20 protein-coding genes are annotated in these 21,400 nt (G+C 71.4%); 7 read left to right on the top strand and 13 right to left on the bottom strand.

Features of this window, described 5'->3' with window-relative positions; genetic code table 11:
• Nucleotides 1-91: 91 nt before the first annotated feature.
• The 4 genes from ABZX90_RS22195 to ABZX90_RS22180 form a co-directional block, all read right to left on the bottom strand.
• Nucleotides 92-775 (bottom strand): ABC transporter ATP-binding protein, encoded by a 684-nt coding sequence (locus ABZX90_RS22195; RefSeq protein ID WP_355207201.1) that lies wholly within the window; start codon nucleotides 773-775, stop codon nucleotides 92-94.
• 41 nt (nucleotides 776-816) lie between these two features.
• Nucleotides 817-2,283, bottom strand: a complete 1,467-nt coding sequence (locus ABZX90_RS22190) for an ABC transporter permease (protein ID WP_355207198.1) — start codon at nucleotides 2,281-2,283, stop codon at nucleotides 817-819.
• A 213-nt stretch (nucleotides 2,284-2,496) separates the two neighbouring features.
• Nucleotides 2,497-3,765: an Ig-like domain-containing protein gene (locus ABZX90_RS22185; protein WP_351126174.1), complete on the bottom strand. Its 1,269-nt coding sequence runs from the start codon at nucleotides 3,763-3,765 to the stop codon at nucleotides 2,497-2,499.
• A gap of 209 nt (nucleotides 3,766-3,974) precedes the next feature.
• Nucleotides 3,975-4,319: a hypothetical protein gene (locus ABZX90_RS22180; protein WP_351126176.1), complete on the bottom strand. Its 345-nt coding sequence runs from the start codon at nucleotides 4,317-4,319 to the stop codon at nucleotides 3,975-3,977.
• Between the two features lie 110 nt (nucleotides 4,320-4,429).
• Between ABZX90_RS22180 and ABZX90_RS22175 the strand changes: the two genes are divergently transcribed.
• Nucleotides 4,430-4,768, top strand: a complete 339-nt coding sequence (locus ABZX90_RS22175; protein ID WP_351126178.1) for a hypothetical protein — start codon at nucleotides 4,430-4,432, stop codon at nucleotides 4,766-4,768.
• A gap of 38 nt (nucleotides 4,769-4,806) precedes the next feature.
• Nucleotides 4,807-5,559 (top strand): DUF2625 family protein, encoded by a 753-nt coding sequence (locus ABZX90_RS22170; RefSeq protein ID WP_351126180.1) that lies wholly within the window; start codon nucleotides 4,807-4,809, stop codon nucleotides 5,557-5,559.
• A 137-nt stretch (nucleotides 5,560-5,696) separates the two neighbouring features.
• On the opposite strand, the gene ABZX90_RS22165 is transcribed toward ABZX90_RS22170, so the two are convergent.
• The 5 genes from ABZX90_RS22165 to ABZX90_RS22145 all read right to left on the bottom strand — a co-directional run bounded on the left by ABZX90_RS22165 (nucleotide 5,697) and on the right by ABZX90_RS22145 (nucleotide 11,842).
• Nucleotides 5,697-7,442 (bottom strand): DEAD/DEAH box helicase, encoded by a 1,746-nt coding sequence (locus ABZX90_RS22165; RefSeq protein ID WP_355207194.1) that lies wholly within the window; start codon nucleotides 7,440-7,442, stop codon nucleotides 5,697-5,699.
• Between the two features lie 135 nt (nucleotides 7,443-7,577).
• Complete coding sequence (locus ABZX90_RS22160; protein ID WP_261702157.1) at nucleotides 7,578-7,781, bottom strand: cold-shock protein; 204 nt, start codon at nucleotides 7,779-7,781, stop codon at nucleotides 7,578-7,580.
• 233 nt (nucleotides 7,782-8,014) lie between these two features.
• A complete protein-coding gene (gene hutH / locus ABZX90_RS22155; RefSeq protein WP_351134334.1) occupies nucleotides 8,015-9,553 on the bottom strand; it encodes a histidine ammonia-lyase in 1,539 nt (512 codons plus the stop codon).
• 178 nt (nucleotides 9,554-9,731) lie between these two features.
• A complete protein-coding gene (locus ABZX90_RS22150; RefSeq protein WP_351134288.1) occupies nucleotides 9,732-10,886 on the bottom strand; it encodes a sensor domain-containing diguanylate cyclase in 1,155 nt (384 codons plus the stop codon).
• Between the two features lie 104 nt (nucleotides 10,887-10,990).
• The gene (locus ABZX90_RS22145; protein ID WP_355207190.1) at nucleotides 10,991-11,842 is read right to left on the bottom strand and encodes an enoyl-CoA hydratase-related protein; all 852 of its coding nucleotides are present in this window, start codon (nucleotides 11,840-11,842) and stop codon (nucleotides 10,991-10,993) included.
• A 911-nt stretch (nucleotides 11,843-12,753) separates the two neighbouring features.
• On the opposite strand from ABZX90_RS22145, the gene ABZX90_RS22140 reads away from it, so the two are divergent.
• Nucleotides 12,754-13,449 (top strand): hypothetical protein, encoded by a 696-nt coding sequence (locus ABZX90_RS22140; RefSeq protein WP_355207187.1) that lies wholly within the window; start codon nucleotides 12,754-12,756, stop codon nucleotides 13,447-13,449.
• A gap of 101 nt (nucleotides 13,450-13,550) precedes the next feature.
• On the opposite strand, the gene ABZX90_RS22135 is transcribed toward ABZX90_RS22140, so the two are convergent.
• Entirely contained in the window at nucleotides 13,551-14,633 is a 1,083-nt protein-coding gene (locus ABZX90_RS22135; RefSeq protein ID WP_351134336.1) for an adenylate/guanylate cyclase domain-containing protein, read from the bottom strand.
• Between the two features lie 626 nt (nucleotides 14,634-15,259).
• Entirely contained in the window at nucleotides 15,260-16,126 is an 867-nt protein-coding gene (locus tag ABZX90_RS22130) for a biotin--[acetyl-CoA-carboxylase] ligase (RefSeq protein WP_351134294.1), read from the bottom strand.
• Nucleotides 16,127-16,262: 136 nt separating this feature from the next.
• Between ABZX90_RS22130 and ABZX90_RS22125 the strand changes: the two genes are divergently transcribed.
• Together ABZX90_RS22125 and ABZX90_RS22120 are read left to right on the top strand one after the other, a co-directional pair.
• A complete protein-coding gene (locus tag ABZX90_RS22125) occupies nucleotides 16,263-17,855 on the top strand; it encodes an acyl-CoA carboxylase subunit beta (RefSeq protein ID WP_355207184.1) in 1,593 nt (530 codons plus the stop codon).
• Nucleotides 17,856-17,885: 30 nt separating this feature from the next.
• Entirely contained in the window at nucleotides 17,886-18,095 is a 210-nt protein-coding gene (locus ABZX90_RS22120; RefSeq protein ID WP_351134298.1) for an acyl-CoA carboxylase epsilon subunit, read from the top strand.
• A gap of 39 nt (nucleotides 18,096-18,134) precedes the next feature.
• On the opposite strand, the gene ABZX90_RS22115 is transcribed toward ABZX90_RS22120, so the two are convergent.
• Complete coding sequence (locus tag ABZX90_RS22115) at nucleotides 18,135-19,286, bottom strand: SGNH/GDSL hydrolase family protein (protein WP_351134300.1); 1,152 nt, start codon at nucleotides 19,284-19,286, stop codon at nucleotides 18,135-18,137.
• A 170-nt stretch (nucleotides 19,287-19,456) separates the two neighbouring features.
• On the opposite strand from ABZX90_RS22115, the gene ABZX90_RS22110 reads away from it, so the two are divergent.
• Nucleotides 19,457-19,585 (top strand): hypothetical protein, encoded by a 129-nt coding sequence (locus ABZX90_RS22110; protein WP_351134302.1) that lies wholly within the window; start codon nucleotides 19,457-19,459, stop codon nucleotides 19,583-19,585.
• Between the two features lie 64 nt (nucleotides 19,586-19,649).
• Entirely contained in the window at nucleotides 19,650-20,270 is a 621-nt protein-coding gene (locus tag ABZX90_RS22105) for a nucleoside triphosphate pyrophosphatase (protein WP_355207180.1), read from the top strand.
• A gap of 310 nt (nucleotides 20,271-20,580) precedes the next feature.
• Here the strand turns inward: ABZX90_RS22105 and ABZX90_RS22100 are convergent, their stop codons facing one another.
• Complete coding sequence (locus tag ABZX90_RS22100) at nucleotides 20,581-21,210, bottom strand: hypothetical protein (protein ID WP_351134306.1); 630 nt, start codon at nucleotides 21,208-21,210, stop codon at nucleotides 20,581-20,583.
• Between the last annotated feature and the right edge of the window lie 190 nt (nucleotides 21,211-21,400).

The raw sequence follows: 21,400 nt of genomic DNA, 5'->3' as shown, positions 1-21,400 counted from the left end.
CGACAACGCCGCTGGGGGTCCCCCCTGCTCGAAGAGCTTGGGGGAGGGCGTGCCAGGCCCCGCGTCTCCGGCATGATCCGCCGGACAGGCCCTAGGCTCCCGCGTTCTCCTTGACGGTGAGCTTTCCCTTGCGGATCGTGGCGACGCGCGGGGCCTTCTTCGCGATCGAGGAGTCGTGCGTGACCATGATGAAAGTGAGCCCGTGCTCCTTCCACATGGCTTCGAGTACGTCCATGATCTCGTCGCGCATGGACTCGTCGAGGTTTCCGGTGGGCTCGTCGGCGAGCAGCACCTTGGGCTGCTTGACCAGGGCGCGGGCGATCGCCACACGCTGCTGCTGACCGCCCGACAGCTCGGCGGGCAGATGGCCGAGCCGCTCGGCGAGACCCACGGACTCCAGTGCCGCGGCGGCCCGTTCGCGCCGTTCCCTCGTCTTCACACCGAGCGGTACGAGCGCGGTCTCGACGTTCTCCTGGGCGGTGAGCGTGGGGATCAGGTTGAAGCTCTGGAAGACGAAGCCGATGTTCTCGCTGCGTACCTTGGTGAGTTTCGCCTCGGACAGCTTCGCCATGTCCGTGCCGTCGAGTTCGACGCTGCCCACGGTGGGACGGTCGAGCCCGCCGAGCATCTGGAGGAGGGTGGACTTTCCGCCACCGGTGGGGCCCTGGATGACGAGCCGGTCGCCGTCGCCGATCGTCAGGTCGACTCCGGCGAGCGCGTCGATCGTTTCCTTGCCCCGCGTATAGCGCTTGATGACGCCTCTGAGTTCGTACATGGTGCAACTCCTGGGATACGTAAGTACGTAAGGGGCGGGGCTTATTCGACGCGGCGCAGGGCGTCCGCGGGACGCAGCCGGGAGGCGCGCCAGCCGCCGAAGGCACCGGCGATCAGACCGCCGGCGACGGCCAGCACGACCGCGACCACGATGATGTCGACGCTGACGGGCGCGGTGAGCGCGACGTCGAGGGCCTTGGACGCGGTCTGCCGCGCGGGGCCGCCGAAGCCGCCTCCGCCGGGACCGCCGCCCTGGCCGCCGCCGCCCGTGTTCCCCAGCTGTGCCTGGAGGTTGGGGCTGATCTCGGTGACGACGTAGGCGCCCCCGAGGCCGAGGGCGATACCGAGGACGCCGCCGACCAGGCCGTTGACGATGGCCTCGCCGACCACCTGGCGGGTGACACGGCTCGACGTCCAGCCGAGCGCCTTGAGGGTGCCGAACTCGCGCACCCGGCGGGAGACGGCGGAGGAGGTGAGCAGACCGGCGACCAGGAACGCGGCCACGAGCACCGCGATCGACAGCCACTTGCCGACGTTCGAGGCGAGGTCGGAGGCGGTGGACAGGGAGCCGGAGACGGTGTCCGCGAGGTCTGCGGAGGTGGTGACCGTCGTGCCCGAGATGTTCTTCTGGATGGTGCTCTTGACGCTGGAGATCTGCTGCGAGTCGGCCGCCTTGACGTAGATCGTGGTGACCTTGTTCTTGGAGTCGCTGAGCGTCTGCGCCTGCTGGAGCGGGATGTAGAGGTTGGCGGCCGCGTCACCGCTGTCGGGCGTCGCGATGCCGATGATCTTGTACTTGACGCTCTTGACGGTGACGGTGCCGCCGAGCTTGAGCTTCTTCTCCTTGGCGTACGACTTGTCCGCGACGACGACCTTGGCGTTCGTCTCGGAGGTCTTGAACGTACGACCGCTGGTGATCTTCGACGAAGTCAGCGGGCCCAGGGCGGGCTTGGTGACGTCGGTGCCGTAGACCGAGTAGTTGTTGACGTCGAAGTCGGCGCCGCCGCCCTTGACGGTGCCCTGCGGCGAGGGCTGGGCGCCGCCGCCACCCCGACCGCCTTGCTGGTTACCGCTGTTGGGGTCCTGCTGGAACTGACCGCGGGTGAACTGGCCGTTGACCCGGATGACTTGGAGGCTCAGTCCGCCGACGGCGTCCGCGACGCCGTTCTGGGAGTCGACCTTGGCGACGGTCGAGGACGCCAGGGTCTGGAAGCCCTGGACCATGACACGGTCGCTGCTCTGCTCCTTGTCGGAATCGTTGTCGTTCGCGTCGAAGTTGAAGCGCGGGCGCTGGCTGGTGCTGGTGGCCGGCGCGGCGGCCTTGGTGACCGTCATGTCGGTCCCCAGCCCGTACAGCGACTGGAGGACCTTGCCCTGGGCCTTCTCCATGCCCGAGGACACGGAACTGACCACGATGACCAGGGCTATGCCCAGGGCGAGCCCGGAGGCGACGACGAGGGCCGCCTTTCTGCGGCGGCGCAGTTCGCGCCTCAGGTAGGTGAAGAACATGGCCGCAAGCTAGGTACGGCGCGTGATGAAGGGATAAGGCCGATATAAGAGAACGATGAGAAGGCTGTGGCCGGGCCCAGAATCCTTTGAGAAACGCCGATGCGGCGGCGGCCGTGGGGGCCGCCGCCGCATCGGCGTCAGGTCGTGTCGTGTCTCGGTCTCGGACCGTCAGGTCGTGTCTCGGGGCTCCGACCGTCGGGTCGTGCCTCGGAATCAGACGGCCGAACCGGCCTTCCAGGCCGCCCAGTCCAGGTTCCAGCCGTTGAGGCCGTTGTCCGGGGAGATGGTCTTGTCGCCGGTGTTCTTGACGACCACGACGTCACCGATCAGCGTGTTGTTGTAGAACCACGCGGCGGGCGTGTTGGCGTCCTTGGCACCCTTGGTGTCGGACAGGCCGACGCAGCCGTGGCTCGTGTTGACGGAGCCGAAGATGGACTTCGGGCCCCAGTAGTTGCCGTGGATGAAGGTGCCGGAGTTCGACAGCCGCATGGCGTGCGGCACGTCCTTGATGTCGTACTCGCCCTTGCCGTCTTCCTTCTTGAAGCCGACCGTCGAGCCGTCCATCCGGGTCTCCGTGAACTTCTCGGAGATCACCATCTGGCCCTGGTAGGTCTTGTTCTCGGGCGAACCGGCGGAGATCGGGATGGTCTTGATCGTCTTGCCGTCCTGCGTGACCTTCATCGTCTTGGTCTGGGCGTCGACGATGGAGACCTGGTTGCGGCCGATCTTGAAGGTGACCGTCTTCTCCTGCACGCCATAGACACCGCCCGCGCCCTCGACGCCGTCGAGGTTCAGCTTGAGGGTGACGGTGGAGCCGCCGGTCCAGTAGCTCTCGGGGCGGAAGTCCAGGCGGTTGGCGCTGAACCAGTGCCCGACGACCTCCTGGCCGCTGCTGGAGGAGACGGTGATCCCCTTCTGCACCGCGGACTTGTTGGTGATCGCCTTGTCGAAGTTGATCGAGACCGGCATGCCGACGCCGACGGTGGAACCGTCCTCCGGCGTGAAGTTGCCGATGAAGCTGTTGGCCGGGGAGACCGTGGTGAACGACGCGTTCTCGTGGGCGGTGCGGCCCTCGGAGTCGGCGGCCTCGGCGGCGATCTTGTACGTGGTGGCGCGCTCCAGCCGGTTGAGCGGCTTCCAGCTCTTCTTGTCCGCGGATATCTGACCGGCGACGGCGGTGCCGGTCGCGGTCTTCATCGTGACGGACGTGAGCGAGCCCTTGCTGACCGTGACCGCGGTGCCGTTGTTGATGGAGGCGTTGTCGGAGCCGTCCTTGGGCGTGATCTTGATCTGGGCCTCGGAGGTCTTCTTGGCCGCGGCCTCGTCGACCTTGGCCGCCGACGTGCTGTCGCCGCCGTCCGATGCGCCGGCCTTGTCGTCGCCTCCGCTGCACGCAGAGAGCACCAGCACCCCGCCGAGCAGTGCGGACGCGGTCATCAGACCCTTGCGCCGCTTACTGTCCGTCATCACACGCTTCTCCATCGTTGCCGAATCCCGAAAAGACACGAGAGCCCCGTAAGAATCATCAACGCCGCAACCGGTTCACCCCGTTCCACTTCCCACGGAAGTGTGGCCCACGCCACTTCCGGACACGTGCACGGGAGTGATGCGGAAGGGACTGGTGCGCCTCCGGAGACGAAAGAACCCCGGACGGCGGTTGCCGGCCGGGGTCACGAATTTCCCAAGCCGCGTCAGTCGCGTACGTCTTCCTCGTCGTCCTCGTCAGCATCATCCTCGTCGAGGTCCCAATCCGGCGAATCGGGATCGTAGTCAATGGGCTCGCTGCTCCAGGAGGCCTGGGCGAGTTCGATCCCAGGCACCTCGCTGACCAGGTCGAACGGATCGACGAGATAGGCAAGAGCCTCGGCCGTGTCTTGCGTCACTGCACCCTCGGCGTGCGACCGCTCGTCGGCCGGCATGGCCTCGTCGTCGCCGATCCGGCGCAGCGCGGCCTTGGTGACGGCGTCGGCGTCGTCGATTTCCAGCACAAGTTCGACACGAAGTCGGACAAACCGTGATGTCTCAGGGGTACTCATGGGAGGGAGCGTACGGCCCACTGGATGCGCGACTTTCCCACGACCCGCGCCTTTCATTAGCATCGCCCCACACGGCCAATTCGCCAGCGCCACAAGGGGATCGATATTTCGTGTCCGCCGCACGTCGATCGTTGCTGACCGCCACCGCAGCCGGGACCCTCCTGGGTGCCCTGTGGTTCGTCCCGTCCGCCAACGCGACCCAGGACGTACCCACTCCGAGCGGGTCGGCGTCGGCGTCGATGGACGCACCGGCCGACTCCGCCGCCACACGGATCTCCACGGAGTCGGACAACGCGCCGGACACGCAGTCCGGCGGTGAGGGGACCCGGCTCGCCGACACCGGCAGTGTGGACACGACGCCGTATCTCGTCGGCGGCACGCTCTTCCTCTGCCTCGGTTCCGGATTCGTGACGTATTCCGTGCGCCGTGAGCGCACGACGGCCTACTGAGCGTACTGACCGCGCTCCGGACAACCCACAGGGAAGCCATGCGAGAGCTGAGCGAGCTGACCGACGTCGAGGAACCTGCGTGGCCGCTGCTGTCCCAGGCGCTCGCCACCAGCGGAGTGTCCATGGAAGTGCTTCCGGTGGACCCCGAGCTGGGCCGCGCCAGCCTGCTCCAGTTGCAGATCACCGCTCGGTCCTGGCTGGGCGGGATGGTGCTCAACTGCGGTGGGGTGGTGCTCGACAGCGGATGGCTGCGGATCTACGGCAGTCCGGCGGAGGACCTGTCGGCGGGGCTGCCGGGCGGCTCGACGGACCTTCCCTCGCTGGCCGAGGTCAACGAGTTCCCCGAGCGGTTCGATCCGGCCTGGCGCCCCCGGGACGGCGGGCTCGTCGTCGGTCACGACGTGCTGGGCGGGGTGTTCGTGCTCAATGGCGCCGACCCGGAGTCGGTGGGGCGTCCCGGGCATCCCGGCGAAGTCGTGTACTTCGCGCCGGACTCACTGAAGTGGGAGGCACTCGAAGTAGGACACGCGGGGTGGCTCCAGTGGCTCCTCAGCGAGGGCACGGAGCACTTCTACGACACGCTGCGGTGGCCCGGCTGGCGGGCGGAGTCCGGCGCCCTGACGGGCACACAGGGGCTGTCCGTGGTGCCGTTCCTGTGGTCGGCGGAGGCGCGGCGCGACCTCATGTCGACGAGCCGCCGCGCGGTACCGCTGTCCGAAATCCTCGATCTGCACCGGGACTTCGGCCTCAAGCTGGACAAGGTGGACCCGGGCTTCCTCGGCGACGTCTGAACCCGGCGCCGCCACGTGACACAGCGTCCAGGCCCGACGACCGACAGGTGATACCTGGCCGGAGACCGGGAGCCGGACATGCCTCGGCCCCGCGCCCCTGAGGGGTGCGGGGCCGAGGCGAAGCCGAACGGATCCGTTCAGGCGGCCCTGCGGCCGCCACCGCTCTGGCCACCGTTCTGGCCGCCGCGCTGCGGAGCGCGCCCGCGGCCGCCGGAGCGACCGGTACCCGCGCCGCCACCGGCTTCGGTGCGACGGCCGCCGGCGGCTCCGCCGGCTTCGCTGCGACGGCCTCCGGCCGCTGCGCCGCCGCCCGTGCGACGGCAGGTGGCCGCGCCACCCGCCGCGCCCGCGCCGCCCGTGCCCGGACGTCCGCCGCGCTGCTGGCGCGGCTGGCCGTCCGACGCGGCGTTCGTGCGGGTGGCCGTGCCGGTACCGGCGACCGACGGCCGCCTGGCCCCGCCCCCGGTGGCACGCCGCGCCTTGGGCCGCTGCTTCGGCTGTTCGGCCTGCTGCGGGACCTCGATCACGACCGGGACGCCGGAGGGCTCGCGGGCGCCGGTGAGGCGGGCGAGTTCCTCGTCGCTGGACTTGACGCGGGCGGTGCGCGGCGTGATGCCGGCGTCCGCCATCAGGCGGGTCATCTCACGCTTCTGCTCGGGGAGCACCAGCGTGACGACGCTGCCGGACTCTCCGGCGCGGGCGGTACGGCCGCCGCGGTGGAGGTAGTCCTTGTGGTCGGTCGGCGGATCGACGTTGACCACGAGGTCGAGGTCGTCGATGTGGATGCCGCGGGCCGCCACGTTCGTGGCGACGAGTGCGGTGACCTGACCGTTCTTGAACTGGTCGAGGGTGCGGTTGCGCTGCGGCTGGCTGCGCCCGCCGTGCAGGGCGGAGGCCCGGACACCGCTGGCGAGCAGCCGCTTGGTGAAGCGGTCGGCGCCGCGCTTGGTGTCGACGAAGAGGATCACCCGGCCGTCGCGGGCGGCGATCCGCGTGGCGACCGCCTTCTTGTCGGTCTCGTCGGCGACGTGCAGCACGTGGTGCTCCATGGTCGTCACCGCGCCCGCGGACGGGTCGACGGAGTGCACCACGGGGTCGGTGAGGAACATCTTGACGAGTTTGTCGATGTTCTTGTCGAGCGTGGCCGAGAAGAGCAGCCGCTGGCCGCCCGGCTCGACCTGCTTGAGCAGCGCGGTGACCTGCGGCATGAAGCCCATGTCGGCCATCTGGTCGGCCTCGTCCAGCACGGTGATCGCGACCTGGCCGAGGGCGCAGTCGCCCCGCTCGATGAGGTCCTTGAGCCGCCCGGGGGTGGCCACGAGCACCTCGACGCCGCGGCGCAGCGAGCCGGCCTGCCGGCCGATCGACATCCCGCCGACGGCGGTGGCCACGCGCAGGTTGACGGCGGTGGCGTACGGCGTGATCGCGTCGTCGACCTGCTGGGCGAGCTCGCGCGTGGGGACGAGGACGAGAGCGAGCGGGTTCCTCGGCTCGGCGCGGCGGCCGGCCGTGCGGGCGAGGAGGGCGAGCCCGAAGGCGAGCGTCTTGCCTGAGCCGGTGCGTCCGCGGCCGAGCACGTCGCGCCCGGCGAGGGAGTTCGGCAGGGTGGCGCCCTGGATCGGGAAGGGCTCGGTGACGCCCTGGGCCGCGAGGGTCTTCGTCAGGGCGGCCGGCATGTCCAGCGCGTCGAACGACTCGACGGCGGGCAGCGCCGGTGTGATGGTCTCGGGCAGGGAGAACTCCTGCGGCGGCGTGACCTTGCGGGCGCCACCACGGCCGGCGCCCCGGCCGGTGTTGCGGCCTGCGCTGTTCGCGGAGCCGCCGGTCTGTGCGACGCGTGCGTTTGCCGGCCGCTTACGGACGGGACGTTCGGATCGAGTCATGCTGGATCTGGATTTCCTTCCTGGGCCCCACGGACTGCACACACAGCGCTCACCACCTGCATGAGCTGTCACAGCGCTGAGCCGGGACCAGCACCCGAAGGTGCGGGACCCGGCTCTGGAAAAGCGCGCCTCGAACTAGGCGGGGAGGATGTTCTCCGCCTGCAGGCCCTTCTGGCCCTGCGTGACCTCGAAGGAGACCTTCTGGCCCTCGACGAGCTCACGGAAGCCGGAGCTGGCGATGTTCGAGTAGTGGGCGAAGACGTCGGGGCCGCCGCCGTCCTGCTCGATGAAGCCGAAGCCCTTTTCCGAGTTGAACCACTTCACGGTGCCAGTAGCCATGTTGTTCTCCTGAACAGGTAGTGGGCCCCCATCCGGAGATGCACCGGGTAATGCCGGAGATGCCGGTAAAACAAAACGCGCCTGCGGAGGATTCCGATCAGGCGCACAAAGTAAATGGGTACCAAAAACGTATCAATGAGACAGTAGCACACGCTGCGGCGAGGGTGCGAGGCGAGGTACGTGGGCCGGGACACACCCGGCCCACGTACCTCGAAACGCCGTTGGCGCAGGCCCTAGGCGAGCGGGCCGGTCACCGGCTCCACCACGGCCACCACGCGGCCCGCGCGCACGAACGCGTCCGCCGCCTCCAGGTCGGGGGCGAGGAAACGGTCCGGGCCGGGGCCCTGGACGCCGGCCGCGCGGACGGCGTCGATGACCGCCCGCGACGCCGGGGCCGGAGTGAGGCCCTCGCGCAGTTCGATCGCGCGCGTGGCGGCGTACAGCTCGATCGCCACGATGCGGGTCAGGTTGTCGACGGCGGTACGCAGCTTGCGCGCTGCCGACCAGCCCATGGAGACGTGGTCCTCCTGCATGGCGGAGGAGGGGATGGAGTCCGCGGACGCCGGTACGGCGAGCCGCTTCATCTCGCTGACCAGGGCGGCCTGCGTGTACTGGGCGATCATCAGGCCCGAGTCGACGCCGGCGTCGTCCGCGAGGAACGGCGGCAGCCCGTGCGAGCGGTTCTTGTCGAGCAGCCGGTCGGTACGGCGCTCGGCGATCGAACCGAGGTCGGCGGCGGCGATGGCGAGGAAGTCGAGGACGTAGGCGACCGGGGCGCCGTGGAAGTTGCCGTTCGACTCGACGCGGCCGTCGGGCAGCACGACCGGGTTGTCGACCGCGGAGGCCAGCTCGCGCTCGGCGACCGTGCGGGCGTGCGCGAGGGTGTCCCGGCCCGCGCCGGCGACCTGCGGGGCGCACCGCACGGAGTAGGCGTCCTGGACACGCGGGGCGTCGTCCTGGTGGTGGCCGGTGAGCTCCGAACCCTTCAGCACGGCCAGCATGTTGGCGGCGCTGGCACCCTGGCCGGGGTGCGGGCGGATGGCGTGCAGCTCGGGGGCGAGGACCTTGTCCGTGCCGAGCAGCGCCTCAAGGGAGAGCGCGGCGCTGACGTCGGCCGACTTGTACAGCATCTCCAGGTCGGCGAGGGCCATGACCAGCATGCCGAGCATGCCGTCGGTGCCGTTGAGAAGGGCGAGGCCCTCCTTCTCGCGCAGCTCGACGGGGGCGATCCCGGCCTCGGCGAGCAGGTCGCCCGCGGGCCGCACGACACCGTCGGGACCCTCGGCGTCGCCCTCGCCCATCAGTGTCAACGCGCAGTGGGACAGGGGCGCCAGGTCGCCGGAGCAGCCGAGCGAGCCGTACTCGTGGACGACCGGGGTGATGCCGGCGTTCAGGATGTCCGCCATCGTCTGCGCAACCTCGGGCCGCACACCCGTGCGGCCGGAGCAGACGGTCTTGAGCCGCAGGAACATCAGCGCGCGGACGACCTCACGCTCCACCCGCGGGCCCATCCCGGCGGCGTGCGAGCGGACGATGTTGCGCTGCAGCTGGGCGCGCAGTTCCGGGCTGATGTGCCGGGTCGCCAGGGCGCCGAAGCCGGTGGAGACGCCGTAGACGGGCTCCGGCTTGGCCGCCAGCGCCTCCACGATCTCGCGGGCCGCGGCAAGGGCCGCCACCGCTTCACCGGAGAGCTCGATCCGGGCGCCGTCGCGCGCCACGGCGAGAACGTCGGACGTGGTCACTCCGGACGTCCCCACCACCACAGTGTGCATATCCATATTCAGGAGCGTACGCAGTGAATTCGATGATGTCACTAGTGGGTGGCCGGTTGACCCCTTACTCCGGCGTACGTCACAGCGGCGCCCGCGCCCCCCACGGGGGAGGCCCTCGTGGGGGGCGCGGGGGCGGGGCCGGTCGTGCCGTCCCGGGGGCGGGACCGGTCGTTCCGGCTCACGGGCGGGGCCGGTCGTGCCGTCCCCGGAACCTGCGGCGTTCGCCCTCCGTGGGCGACGGCGCGTCCGCGAGGCGTACGACGGGATCGTCGGGGCCCTCGCGTCCGGCGACCACGGGCTTCGCGGCCCGGACGGCCTTCGCTCGGTACTGGGCCGCGTCCGCCAGCCGGAACAGCCGGCGCGCCGACCGTACGGGCCCGATCGGGTCCTCGGTCGAGGCGACCCCGCACGCCACGCCGTCCCCCAGTTCCAACTCGGCGGCACGGCGGCAGAGTTCGTCGGCGATACGGACCACCTCGTCCGCCGACGGACCCAGCGCGAGCAGGCAGAACTCGTCGCCGCCCAGACGCGCGGCGAGGGTGCCCGGGAGCATGGCCCCGCACAGCGAGAGCACCGACCCGAACCGTTCGAGGAGCCGGTCGCCGACGGCGTGCCCCCGGGTGTCGTTGACGCGCTTGAGCCCGTTGAGGTCGCAGACGACGAGGCTGACCACGGATCCGTCGCTCTTGTGCCGCTCGACGGCCTCGTCGAGACGCAGGTCCACGGCGCGGCGGTTGGCGAGTCCGGTCAGGGCGTCGGTGTAGGCGAGGCGCCGGGCCTCCTCCAGCCGCTCGGTCTGGGCGATCCCGGCGGCGACGACGGAGGCGAGGACGGTCGCGAAGTCGGCGTCGGCCCGGCCGAACACGGGGACCCCGGCCGAACGGGCCACGTAGAGCTCTCCCCACGCCCGCCCGTGCAGCACGATCGGCGCGACGACACAGCAGCCGCGCCCCCGTCTGCGCAGCGCGGCGACGCGCTGGTGGCAGTAACCGGCGGGCCCCGACGCCGGACCCCCCGCGGTCTCGACCCAGGCGTTGGGCTCGCCGCCGCCCGCCCACCGCTCGTGCAGGAACTCGGTGATCTCCGGGAACTGGTGCACCGGATACGCCTCCCCGTCGGGGAACTCGTCCTCGTCCGGGGCGCGGTCGCCCACGTTGACCAGCACCCGCAGCCGACCGAGTTCGCGCTCCCACACGGAGAGCGCGGCGAAGCTCCCGGCCAGCGCGTGACACGCGCCGAGCGCCGCGGCCCGCCACGACTCCCGCGGAGTGTGCGCCGCCGCCATCCCCTGCGCCAGCGTCACCACGGCCCTCAGCCGGCTGTCCTCTCCCATCACCCCAGGTTAGGGATATTTACGCACATTTGGGATATTGGCAGGGCGAACAGGGGTCCGAGTCGCGAGGCCGGCCCGTGCCGGGGAGCGGCATGCCGTGGGGGCTACTCCCCCGGCCACTCCGGCTTGCGCTTCTCGTTGAAGGCGGCGACCCCCTCGGCCCGGTCCCCGGAGAAGGCGACGGACCGCCAGGCCGCGTCCTCGACGTCCAGGCCGGCGCGCAGGTCGAGTCCGTGACCGAGACGCAGGGCGCGCTTGGCGGCACGCAGCCCGACCGGGGAGTTCGCGGCGATACGGGCGGCCAGGGCGAGGGCTTCCGCCCTGTCCTGCCCCGCCTCCACCAGCTCGTCCACCAGTCCCAACTCCCGTGCCTCGGCCGCCTCCAGACGCCGCGCGGAGAAGATGAGCTCGGCCGCGCGCGCGGCACCGACCCGGCGCGGCAGCAACTGCGTACCGCCGCCGCCGGGGATCACGCCGACGGACACCTCGGGCAGCCCGACGACCGCCGTACGGTCGGCCACGATCAGGTCGCAGGACAGCGCCAGCTCGAACCCACCGCCCAGCGCGAAGCCGTGAACGGCGGCCACGGTCGGCATCGGCAGCTCCAGGACACCGGCGTACGCGGCTCGCGCGACCGGGCGCTGCCGCACCAGGTCGGCGTCGGTGAAGGAGTTCCGCTCCTTCAGGTCGGCGCCGACACAGAAGGCGCGCTCATGGGTGGAGGTGAGCACGACCACGCGCACATCCCGGTCGGCGGCGAGGGCGTCGCAGGCACCGGCGATCGAACGGGCCATGTCCGTGGACACGGCGTTCATGGCCTTGGGCCGGTCGAGGACGAGCTCGGCGACGTACGCGTGCCGCCGTACGACGACGAACTCGCCGAACCTTCGCTCGCCGGGCTCCGTCCCCTGCCCGGCCCCCTGCTCCGCGCCTCGCTCCGCCCCTTGCTGCGCCATGACACCCTCCCGGTTAACGCGGGTTAACAATCGACGCCCCGATCATCGCAGCCGGGGCCGTCCGACGAAACCCGCCCCCTCGCCCCGTACGTCCTCGTTCGAGTGACATCCCGCCCAACTCCGGTTCAGCGCCCTCAAACCGCGCATAACCTGCGCACCGCCACAGCGCATTCGGGACGCCGGCACATCGGGGAGGGACGACCATGACGAACCGCGAGACACCGCAGGCCACCAGCACCCGGCCGGGCCCACGACCCACACCCACAGCCACGCGACCGACGATCCCGAGGCAGGCCGACGCCACCCCGCCGGACAGCTCGCCGCCGACGGGTGCAGCGGCACCGGCCGGCTCGGCGGGGCCCCGCTCCACGGCAGTGGGCCCGACGGCGTCCACCGCGCCGGCGAGTACGCGGTGGATCCGCGTCACGCCCCTCAGCAGGGCGATGTCCGCCCCCACGCCGTTCAGCGCCACAGCGTTCGGCGCGCTGAACAGGGCCACCGTGAGGACGACCACCGTAAGAACGTCCTCTGTTCCGACAGGCACCGCCGAGGCCGGCGCCGCGAAGCCCGGGAGCGGGAACGCCGGGGCCATGCCGGACAGGGCCGCGAAGGTCTGGGCCTCCGCACCCGGGGTGCCGACGCAGGGGTCCGCAGCGGGCACTCAGGGACGAGCGACCGGGACTGCGGCAGGCACCCAAGCACGAGTTGCCGGGGCTGCGGCAGGCGCCTCGTTGCGAGAAGCCGGAGCTGCGGCGGACACCCCGGCGCGAGGCACCAGGGCCGCGGCAGGTGCTGCAGCGCAAGGGAGCGAGGCTGCGGCGGGCGCCTCGGTGCGGGGGAACAAGGCTGCTGCGGCTGCCATGGTGCAAGGGGCCAGGGCTGCGGCGGGTGTTCGGGGGTCGGAAGGTGGGGTGGATGTCGCTGGTCGGGGGCGAGGGATCGTTCCGGCGCCGCGGTCGGGCGGCGAGCGCGGGCCCGTGCTCGCGCACGGCGACGACGACCCCGCTCCCGTCCGGCTCCGCACCGTCCGGGGGCGGCACCGCAGGCCCCGGCCGCGACGCGTGCTCTTCGCCGTGGGGGGACTCGCGCTCGCCGCGGGAGTGCTGAGCTTCGCCCGGATGGCACCGGAGTCGGTGAACGGAGGCACGGGGAACACGGAGGCTGAACCGGCCGCGACGGCCACGGACGCGGACACGGAGTCGGCGGCCGACGCCGTCGCCACCGTCGAGGCCCCTCCCTCGTCCCCGCACCCCGGGGCCGCCACGGCGAGCACCGCGATGGGCGGGGCGAGCCCGGCGCCCACCTCGGGCGTGGCCCTGATCCCGTCGTCGGTCCCGACGACACCCGGGGCCCTCCCGGCGGCCCGCGGCGACGCCCCCGTCGCCACCGCGCCGGGCACCACCGGCATCCCCACCGCCGCGATGACGACACCACCGCCACGGCCACCGGCGCCCACGTCCGTCCCCACCACGACGGCCCCGCGGCACACCGCGTCCCCGACCACACCCGCGCCGGCGCCTCCGCACCAGCCGCCGAACGTGTGCGTACCGATCGTGGGAATCTGCGTCAACGGGCTGCTGTCACCCGGACACCACGAAGACGAGTGACCGGGCGCGGCGCCAGGCGGGCTACACATCGGCGCGCGCATGCCTGCCGAACACGCCCGCCGAACCAGCTCGACTCGGCTCGGCTCGGCTGAGGAGACCTCTTACGCCTCGTTGTCCCGGCGAGCCAGCAGCCACGGTTCGATGACACCCAGGCCGCGGACGGGCCGCTGCCACATCGGCTGGAGCGCGAAGCGGTACGAGGGGGGTTCCTCGCCCTCCTTCTCGGCCGTGGCCGCGGCCTCGGCGGCCTCCGCCTCGGAGGCGGGAGCGTCGCCGGTGCGGGTCAGCTCCTCCGCGAGGGCGCCGTCGACGAGGACGGCGTCGCGCGGCGCTATCGACGTGAGACGGCTCGCCAGGTTCACGGTCGTACCGAACACATCGCCCATACGTGTGGTCACCGTGCCGAAGGCGATGCCGACCCGCAGCTCCGGCATCGTCTCGTCGTTCGCCATCGTCTCGATGAGCCGCAGCGCGATCTCGGCGGCGACACCGGCGTCGTCCGCGGAGTAGAGCACCTCGTCGCCCAGCGTCTTGATGAGCCGGCCCCCGTGGGCCGCCACCAGGTCCGCGGCGGTGGTCTCGAAGGCCTCGACGAGTTCGCCGAGCTCCTCTTCCTCCATGCGGCGCGTCAGCCGGGTGAAGCCGACCAGGTCCGCGAAGCCGACGGCGAGGCGGCGGTCGACCATCTCCTCGTCGTCCGCGGCCTGCACGACCCGGCCGGTGGCGGCGGCGAGCTGGCGGCGCCAGACGTAGACGAGGAACTCCTCCAGTTCGGGCAGGAGCAGTTCGATCAGGGGGTACGTCACCTCGGTGCGCGTCATCCCCGGTTCCGGGGGCTCGGTCAGACCCTCCAGAAAGGAATCGATCTGCCATTCGGCCAGACGGGCGGTGGTCTGCCCGGTGGACCGGGCGACCTGGACGGCCATGGCCTCGCTCAGCAGGCCCGCCTCGACGAGACCGGCGAGGCGGCGCAGAGCGAGCACGTCCGCCTCGGTCAGCGCCTTGGCCTGGCCGATGTCGGCGAAGCCCATCGCCCGCCAGAAGCGGGAGGCCAGCTCCATGGAGACGCCCGCGCTGCGGGCCGCCTGGAACGGGGTGTAGCGCCGCTCGGCGCCGAGGATGAGCCCCTCCAGGCGCAGGGCGAGCGGGTCCTCACCGGAGTCCGTCTCGGCCTCCGGGTCCACCCGGCCGTTCGCCTGGTGCCGGGCGTCATGCCGGACGTCCGGCCGTCCCTCGGTCCGGTCGTGCCTGCGGATGTCGCTCCCCACCTCGGAGTGGTCGTCGTTGCGGATGTCGGTTCCCGCGTCCGAGCGATCTTCCGAGCGGTCTTCCGGGCGGTGGTCCGGGCGCTCCTCGGGGCCGGTGCCGGTCCCGGGGTCGGGACGGGCGTCCTGCCGGGAGTCGCCGTCCGCGGCGGCCCGTGCGGGTGTCGCGTCCGTGACCGGCCCGGCGGTACGGCCCGGCTCGCCGTCGGGGGCGGGGTGGGTACCCGTGCCGGAGCCGGTGTCGTCGACGGTCACTCCTGCTGCCCTTCCGATCTGCCATGGTCAGGTATCGACCGCGCTCAACTCTACGGCAGGTGTGCGCTGGCTCACTCCCGATGCCGGGACCGAGGTCGGAGACGGTGCCGAGGGGTCACACCGCCCGCCGACCCCGCCTCACATCACCCGCCGACCGACGCGTCACACCGCCCATGGACCCATCACGTCACACCCCGCCCGTAGACCCATCACGTCACACACCGCGCACGGACGCATCACGTGAAGTCGCCCTCCGGCACAGCACGCGCTCCGCACGGAGGCGGACCGCGTCACACCGCCCGCAGATGCACGACGTCCCCGGCCCCCACCGGCTCCTGCACGCCCTCCTCCGTGGCGATGACGAGCCGCCCGTCCCCGTCCACGGCGACGGCCTCCCCGACGATCGACCGGCCTCCGGGCAGTTCGGCCCGCACCGTGCGCCCGAGCGTCGCGCACCCGGCCGCGTAGGTGGCCTGGAGGCCGGACGCGGCGGGATCGCCGGCCGCGTCGCGCCAGCGCCCGTACCACTGCTCCAGGGAGCGCAGCACGGCCCTCAGCACGGTGGCACGGTCCGTGGTCGCCGCGCCCGCCAGCGCCAGCGATCCCGCTCCCGGCACGGGCAGCTCGTCCTCACGCAGGGTGACGTTGATGCCGATGCCGACCACGACCGCGTCGGTGCCGGCGCGCTCGGCGAGGATGCCGCCGGCCTTGCGTTCCTCGCCGTCCACGGTGACCAGCAGGTCGTTGGGCCATTTGAGTGCCGTGTCGACCCCGGCGGAGCGCGAGAGCGCCGTCGCGACGGCGACGCCGGTGAGCAGCGGCAGCCAGCCCCAGCGTTCGACGGGAACGCCGGTGGGCTTCAGGACCACGGAGAAGAAGAGGCCGGAGCGGGCCGGCGCCGTCCACTGGCGGTCCAGGCGGCCGCGCCCGGCGTTCTGTTCCTCGGCGACGAGGACCGCGCCCTCCTCGGCCCCTTCCTTGGTCACGCGGCCGACCAGATCGGAGTTGGTGGACCCGGTGCGCTCCACCACCTCCACGTCGCTCCACAGTCCGTCCTCGGCGACCAGCGCCCTGCGCAGGGCGGCCCCGTTCAGAGGCGGACGGTCCAGGTCGGACCACCGATTGTCGTTCGCGTCTGATGCATCTCGCGGCGTCATGCAACCCACCCTAGGTGTGGTAAACGCCGCACTGCCGATCGGTAGGCGCACCACTACGCTACGGATGAGTAGCAAGCCCCCCTTCTGAGCACCTCACACCCTCACCCCCCTAGAGCAGGCAGGGAGCCGCATCCCGATGTCCGAGCCGGAAGAGCTGCAACACCCCGACATCCACACCACCGCGGGCAAGCTCGCGGACTTGCAGCGCCGCATCCAAGAGGCGACGCACGCCGGCTCGGAGCGCGCCGTCGAAAAGCAGCACGCCAAGGGCAAGTTGACGGCCCGTGAGCGCATCGAGCTGCTGATGGACGAAGGTTCCTTCGTCGAGTTCGACGAGTTCGCGCGGCACCGGTCGACCGACTTCGGGCTGGAGAAGAACCGCCCGTACGGTGACGGTGTGGTCACCGGCTACGGCGCGGTCGACGGCCGCCCGATCGCCGTGTTCTCCCAGGACTTCACGGTTTTCGGCGGTGCCCTCGGCGAGGTCTACGGCCAGAAGATCATGAAGGTGATGGACTTCGCGCTGAAGACCGGCTGCCCGGTCATCGGCATCAACGACTCGGGTGGCGCGCGGATCCAGGAGGGCGTCAGCGCGCTCGGCATGTACGGCGAGATCTTCCGCCGCAACACGCACGCGTCGGGCGTCATTCCGCAGATCAGCCTGGTCGTCGGCCCGTGCGCGGGCGGTGCGGTGTACTCCCCCGCCATCACCGACTTCACGGTCATGGTCGACCAGACCTCGCACATGTTCATCACCGGTCCGGACGTCATCAAGACGGTGACGGGCGAGGACGTCGGCTTCGAGGAGCTGGGCGGCGCCCGCACGCACAACGCCGTGTCGGGCGTGGCCCATCACATGGCGGGCGACGAGAAGGACGCCATCGAGTACGTCAAGCAGCTGCTGTCGTACCTGCCGTCGAACAACCTCAGCGAGCCCCCGGTGTTCCCGGAGGAGGCGGACCTCACCCTCACGGACGAGGACCGCGAGCTGGACACGATCGTGCCGGACAGCGCGAACCAGCCGTACGACATGCACGCGGTGATCGAACACGTCCTGGACGACGCCGAGTTCTTCGAGACGCAGGCGCTGTTCGCGCCGAACATCCTCACCGGCTTCGGCCGGGTCGAGGGCCACCCGGTCGGCATCGTCGCCAACCAGCCGATGCAGTTCGCCGGTTGCCTGGACATCGACGCGAGCGAGAAGGCCGCGCGCTTCGTGCGGACGTGCGACGCGTTCAACGTGCCGGTCCTCACCTTCGTGGACGTGCCCGGCTTCCTCCCTGGCGTCGACCAGGAGCACACCGGCATCATCCGCCGCGGCGCCAAGCTGATCTACGCGTACGCCGAGGCGACCGTCCCGCTGATCACGATCATCACCCGCAAGGCCTTCGGCGGCGCGTACGACGTCATGGGCTCCAAGCACCTGGGCGCCGACCTCAACCTGGCCTGGCCCACCGCGCAGATCGCCGTGATGGGCGCGCAGGGCGCGGTGAACATCCTGCACCGCCGCACCATCGCGGCCGCCGAGGACCAGGAAGCCACCCGGGCCCGGTTGATCCAGGAGTACGAGGACACGCTGCTGAACCCGTACACGGCGGCCGAGCGCGGTTACATCGACGGCGTGATCATGCCGTCGCAGACCCGCTCCCACGTCGTACGCGGTCTGCGTCAGCTGCGCACGAAGCGGGCATCGCTTCCCCCGAAGAAGCACGGCAACATCCCGCTCTAGTCCCCGCAGACCCGGATCCTGGGAGCAGATATGACGATCAAGGTCGTACGGGGCAATCCGACCCCGGAGGAGCTGGCCGCCGCACTGGCGGTGGTCCGCGCACGCGCCGCGGCGGCGGCATCCGCCCCGTCCGGCGCGTCCGGGCCGCGTGACTCCTGGTCCGACCCGGCCCGTATCGCGGCACACCGGCTCCCGCGGCCGGGCCCGACGTCGTGGGGCCGCAGCTACTGGCCGGGCTAGAACCCGGCCCGGGCCTGAGCCCCTGGCCATGCCAGGGGCTCAGGCGTTGTCCTGGAGCACCGCCGCGACGGCTTCGGCCATCACCGCGTACCCGGCGTCGTCGGGGTGCAGGTGGTCGCCGAAGTCGTACGCCGGGTGCAGCCGGTCCGGGTCCGTCGGATCGGCCAGGGCGCGGTTCAGGTCCACGACCGCGTCCCACTCCCCGCGCGCCGGGTCGCGGATCCACGCGTTCACCTCGTGGCTCACCTTCGCCGCGTGCTCGCCCCAGTGGTCGGAGCCGCCGAAGGGCAGCAGGGTCGCGCCGATCACCCGGAGCCCACGCGCGCGGGCCAGGTGTATCAACTTCCGGTACCCGGCGATGAGTTCGTCGGCCTCGACCACCGGGGCCGGCTGGTAGGTCGGCTGTTCGTCCGTTTCGCCGAAGCCGATGTCGTTGACGCCCTGGAGCACGACCAGTGTGCCCACGCCCGGGTGGTCGAGGACGTCGCGGGCGAGCCGGTGGACGCCCTTCTCCCCGTACCAGGCGGAGTCGTTGAGCAGCAGGTTCCCGCCGATGCCGGCGTTGAGCACGGGCCGCCCGGTGTGCTCGGCGAGCGCGTCGGACCAGCGCCGGTCCGCACCCGGGGTGGAGCCGAAGCCGTCGACGACGGAGTCCCCGAAGAGCGCGATCCCGTCCCGGCGTCCGCCCGCGTCGACCTCGACCGCGGACAGGAAGTACCAGGATTCGGTGGCCTGCGTGAAGCCGTGCCCTTCGAGGTCGTGGAGGCGGTCCCCGGCGCCCCGGTAACTGGTCGCGAAGGCCTGCGCGTGAAAGGTCGCGGGCCCCGTGACGGCGTCGAAGTGCAGGGTGACGGTCACCGACTCCAGTGACCGCAGGCCGAGTTCGGCGGCATCGCTGACGAGGTGGCCGCCCGCCGGGATCTCGGCGGAGGCGGCCCCTTCGAAGGTGAGCCGCCGCAGCGAGCCCGCCTCGACGGCCGCGCCGCGGGCCGTGCGGGCGACGGTGGCGCCCGCGACGCGCAGCGGTGAGGTTCCGTACGCGTTGGAGAGCCGGACGCGGAGCCGGTCGCCGCCCGCGGTGAGGCGGACGGACTGGCGGAGCGACTGACGCCAGAAGCCCTCGCGCGACCAGTTGGGGGTGAAGCCCTCACTGGGGAGCTGGGGCGATGCGGTCCAGGCGGTGGTGAACATGGCGATTCCCTCTCCGACTTTCAAACGGGACCAGGGTTCCCTTAGTGGCACCCCTGACCGTACAGGCCACCCCGCGCTAAAGAAACCCCAGACCCGTTTACACAGAATGTGCGCAAGTTGAGTACGCGTACTCAGGCGCCCGAAAGCTCCGCCGTCGCACCATCGAGGGCATGCTGTGGTCCGACCCGGAGGACGAACCTCCCAAGGAACTCCGCGACATGCAGGACATGTTGCGGCGCCTGGGCGTTCTCATGGCGCTGGCCATGGTGGTCGCGATGATCCTGCTGGGCATCCGCTGACCCCGCCCGGCACCCGACGCACGGCGGCCGGGCACGGGCCGATCGGCGCCGATACCCTGATCTCATGACCGATCAGCCGCGCCGCCGTCTCGTGCTCGCCTCACAGTCCCCCGCCCGGCTCAACCTGCTGCGCCAGGCAGGGCTCGCCCCCGAGGTGATCGTGAGCGGGGTCGACGAGGACGCCGTCACCGCGCCCACACCCGCCGAACTCGCCCTGGCGCTGGCTGAGGCGAAGGCCTCCGTCGTGGCGGCGCGGCCCGAGGTCCAGGGCGCGCTGGTGATCGGCTGCGACTCGGTGCTGGACCTGGACGGCGAGGCCCTCGGCAAGCCCGCGGACGCCGAGGAGGCCACCGCACGCTGGAAGGCGATGCGCGGCCGGGCGGGCACCCTCCAGACGGGTCACTGCGTCTGGGACACGGCGCAGAAGCGGTGGGAGTCCGCCACCGCCTCCACCGTGGTCCGCTTCGGCGAGCCGAGCGACGCGGAGATCGCCGCGTACGTCGCCTCGGGCGAACCCCTCCACGTGGCGGGCGCGTTCACCCTCGACGGCCGCTCGGCCCCCTTCATCGAGGGCATCGACGGCGACCACGGCAATGTCATCGGCATCTCGCTGCCGATGGTGCGCAGGCTGCTGGCCGAACTGGGCGTGGGCATCACGGAGTTGTGGACGCCCCGGGAGAAGTGAGAACCGCGGGGACAGCCGGGGCAAGGAACGCCCAGGAGGCCCTGGAGCCCCTGGGCGGCCGGCGCAACCGCAACAGCCGGACGCAACAGGCAGACGGAACAGGCAGGCGGCCGCGGGCTCCCGGCCGGGCGGCCGGAGGGAACGGCCGGACCGCCCCGAGCCCTTGGGCGCGGCCGGCAGACGGCAGGGCGGCCGAAGCGGTGGTGGCCGGACGGCCGCGACGCGAACGGCCGGACCGCCCGGAGTGCGGTGCGGTCAGCCGGCCGTGAATTCGGTCAGCGGGCCGGGGTGCCGGCCGACCGAGGAACGGTCAGGTGGCCGAGGCGATGGGTCGCGCTGTGACCGCGACTTCGGCCTCGTCGGTCCTCTTCGCGTCGGCGCCCTTCCCCAGGTCGACGCGCTTCCCCTCGTCGGCACCGCTCCCCGGGCCGGCACTCTTCCCCTCGCCGACGCTCTCCCTCTCGTCGACGCCGGCGCCGTCGTCGGCACCCTCGCCTTCGCCGCCGCCGTTCCCTTCACCCTGCGGCGCGGCGTCGACGGGACCTGTCCCCCGACGCTCGTACCCCAGAAGTGTGAACACGATCAGGCCGAAGCCGACCATCATGAAGGTGAAGGCGCCCCAGCCCACCAGGCCCACCGTGAACGCGCCGAGCAGGGCGTGCACCACGGCGGCGCTGATCAGCAGGACACGCCCGAGGAGCCCCGGAGCGCGGTCGCGAAGCCCGACCATCAGGGCGGACACGGCGCACGCCCCGAAGTAGAGGCCGAACACCAGCCCGCCCACCTTCGAGGACACCGACATCATGTCGGAGTCGAGCCCCGCCAGGGACATGTCCTGGCGGTCGACGACCACGCCGAGGAACCAGTTGAGGAGTGCGATACCTATCGCCTCCACGAAGAGCACGATCGCCGCCACCCATGCCACCGGTCTGCGCACCACCGGCCCCACCCACTTCCGCGTGCTGTTACCCCAAGTACGTTCGAGACATCCCGAACGCTACTAACGGGTAAACCGCGGGACAAGGGTTCTGGCGAGGGCAAAGAATCATTGGGCCATTCGTAGGGACTCGACAAAGAATCGTTGTGGGCCGCAGCACGGAGTCACAGAGACCTTGGCCACATCGGAGAGC

The sequence above is a fragment of the Streptomyces sp. NPDC002935 genome, assembly GCF_040611295.1.
Lineage (GTDB): Bacteria > Actinomycetota > Actinomycetes > Streptomycetales > Streptomycetaceae > Streptomyces.
This window is presented reverse-complemented; position numbering and strand designations above follow the sequence as displayed.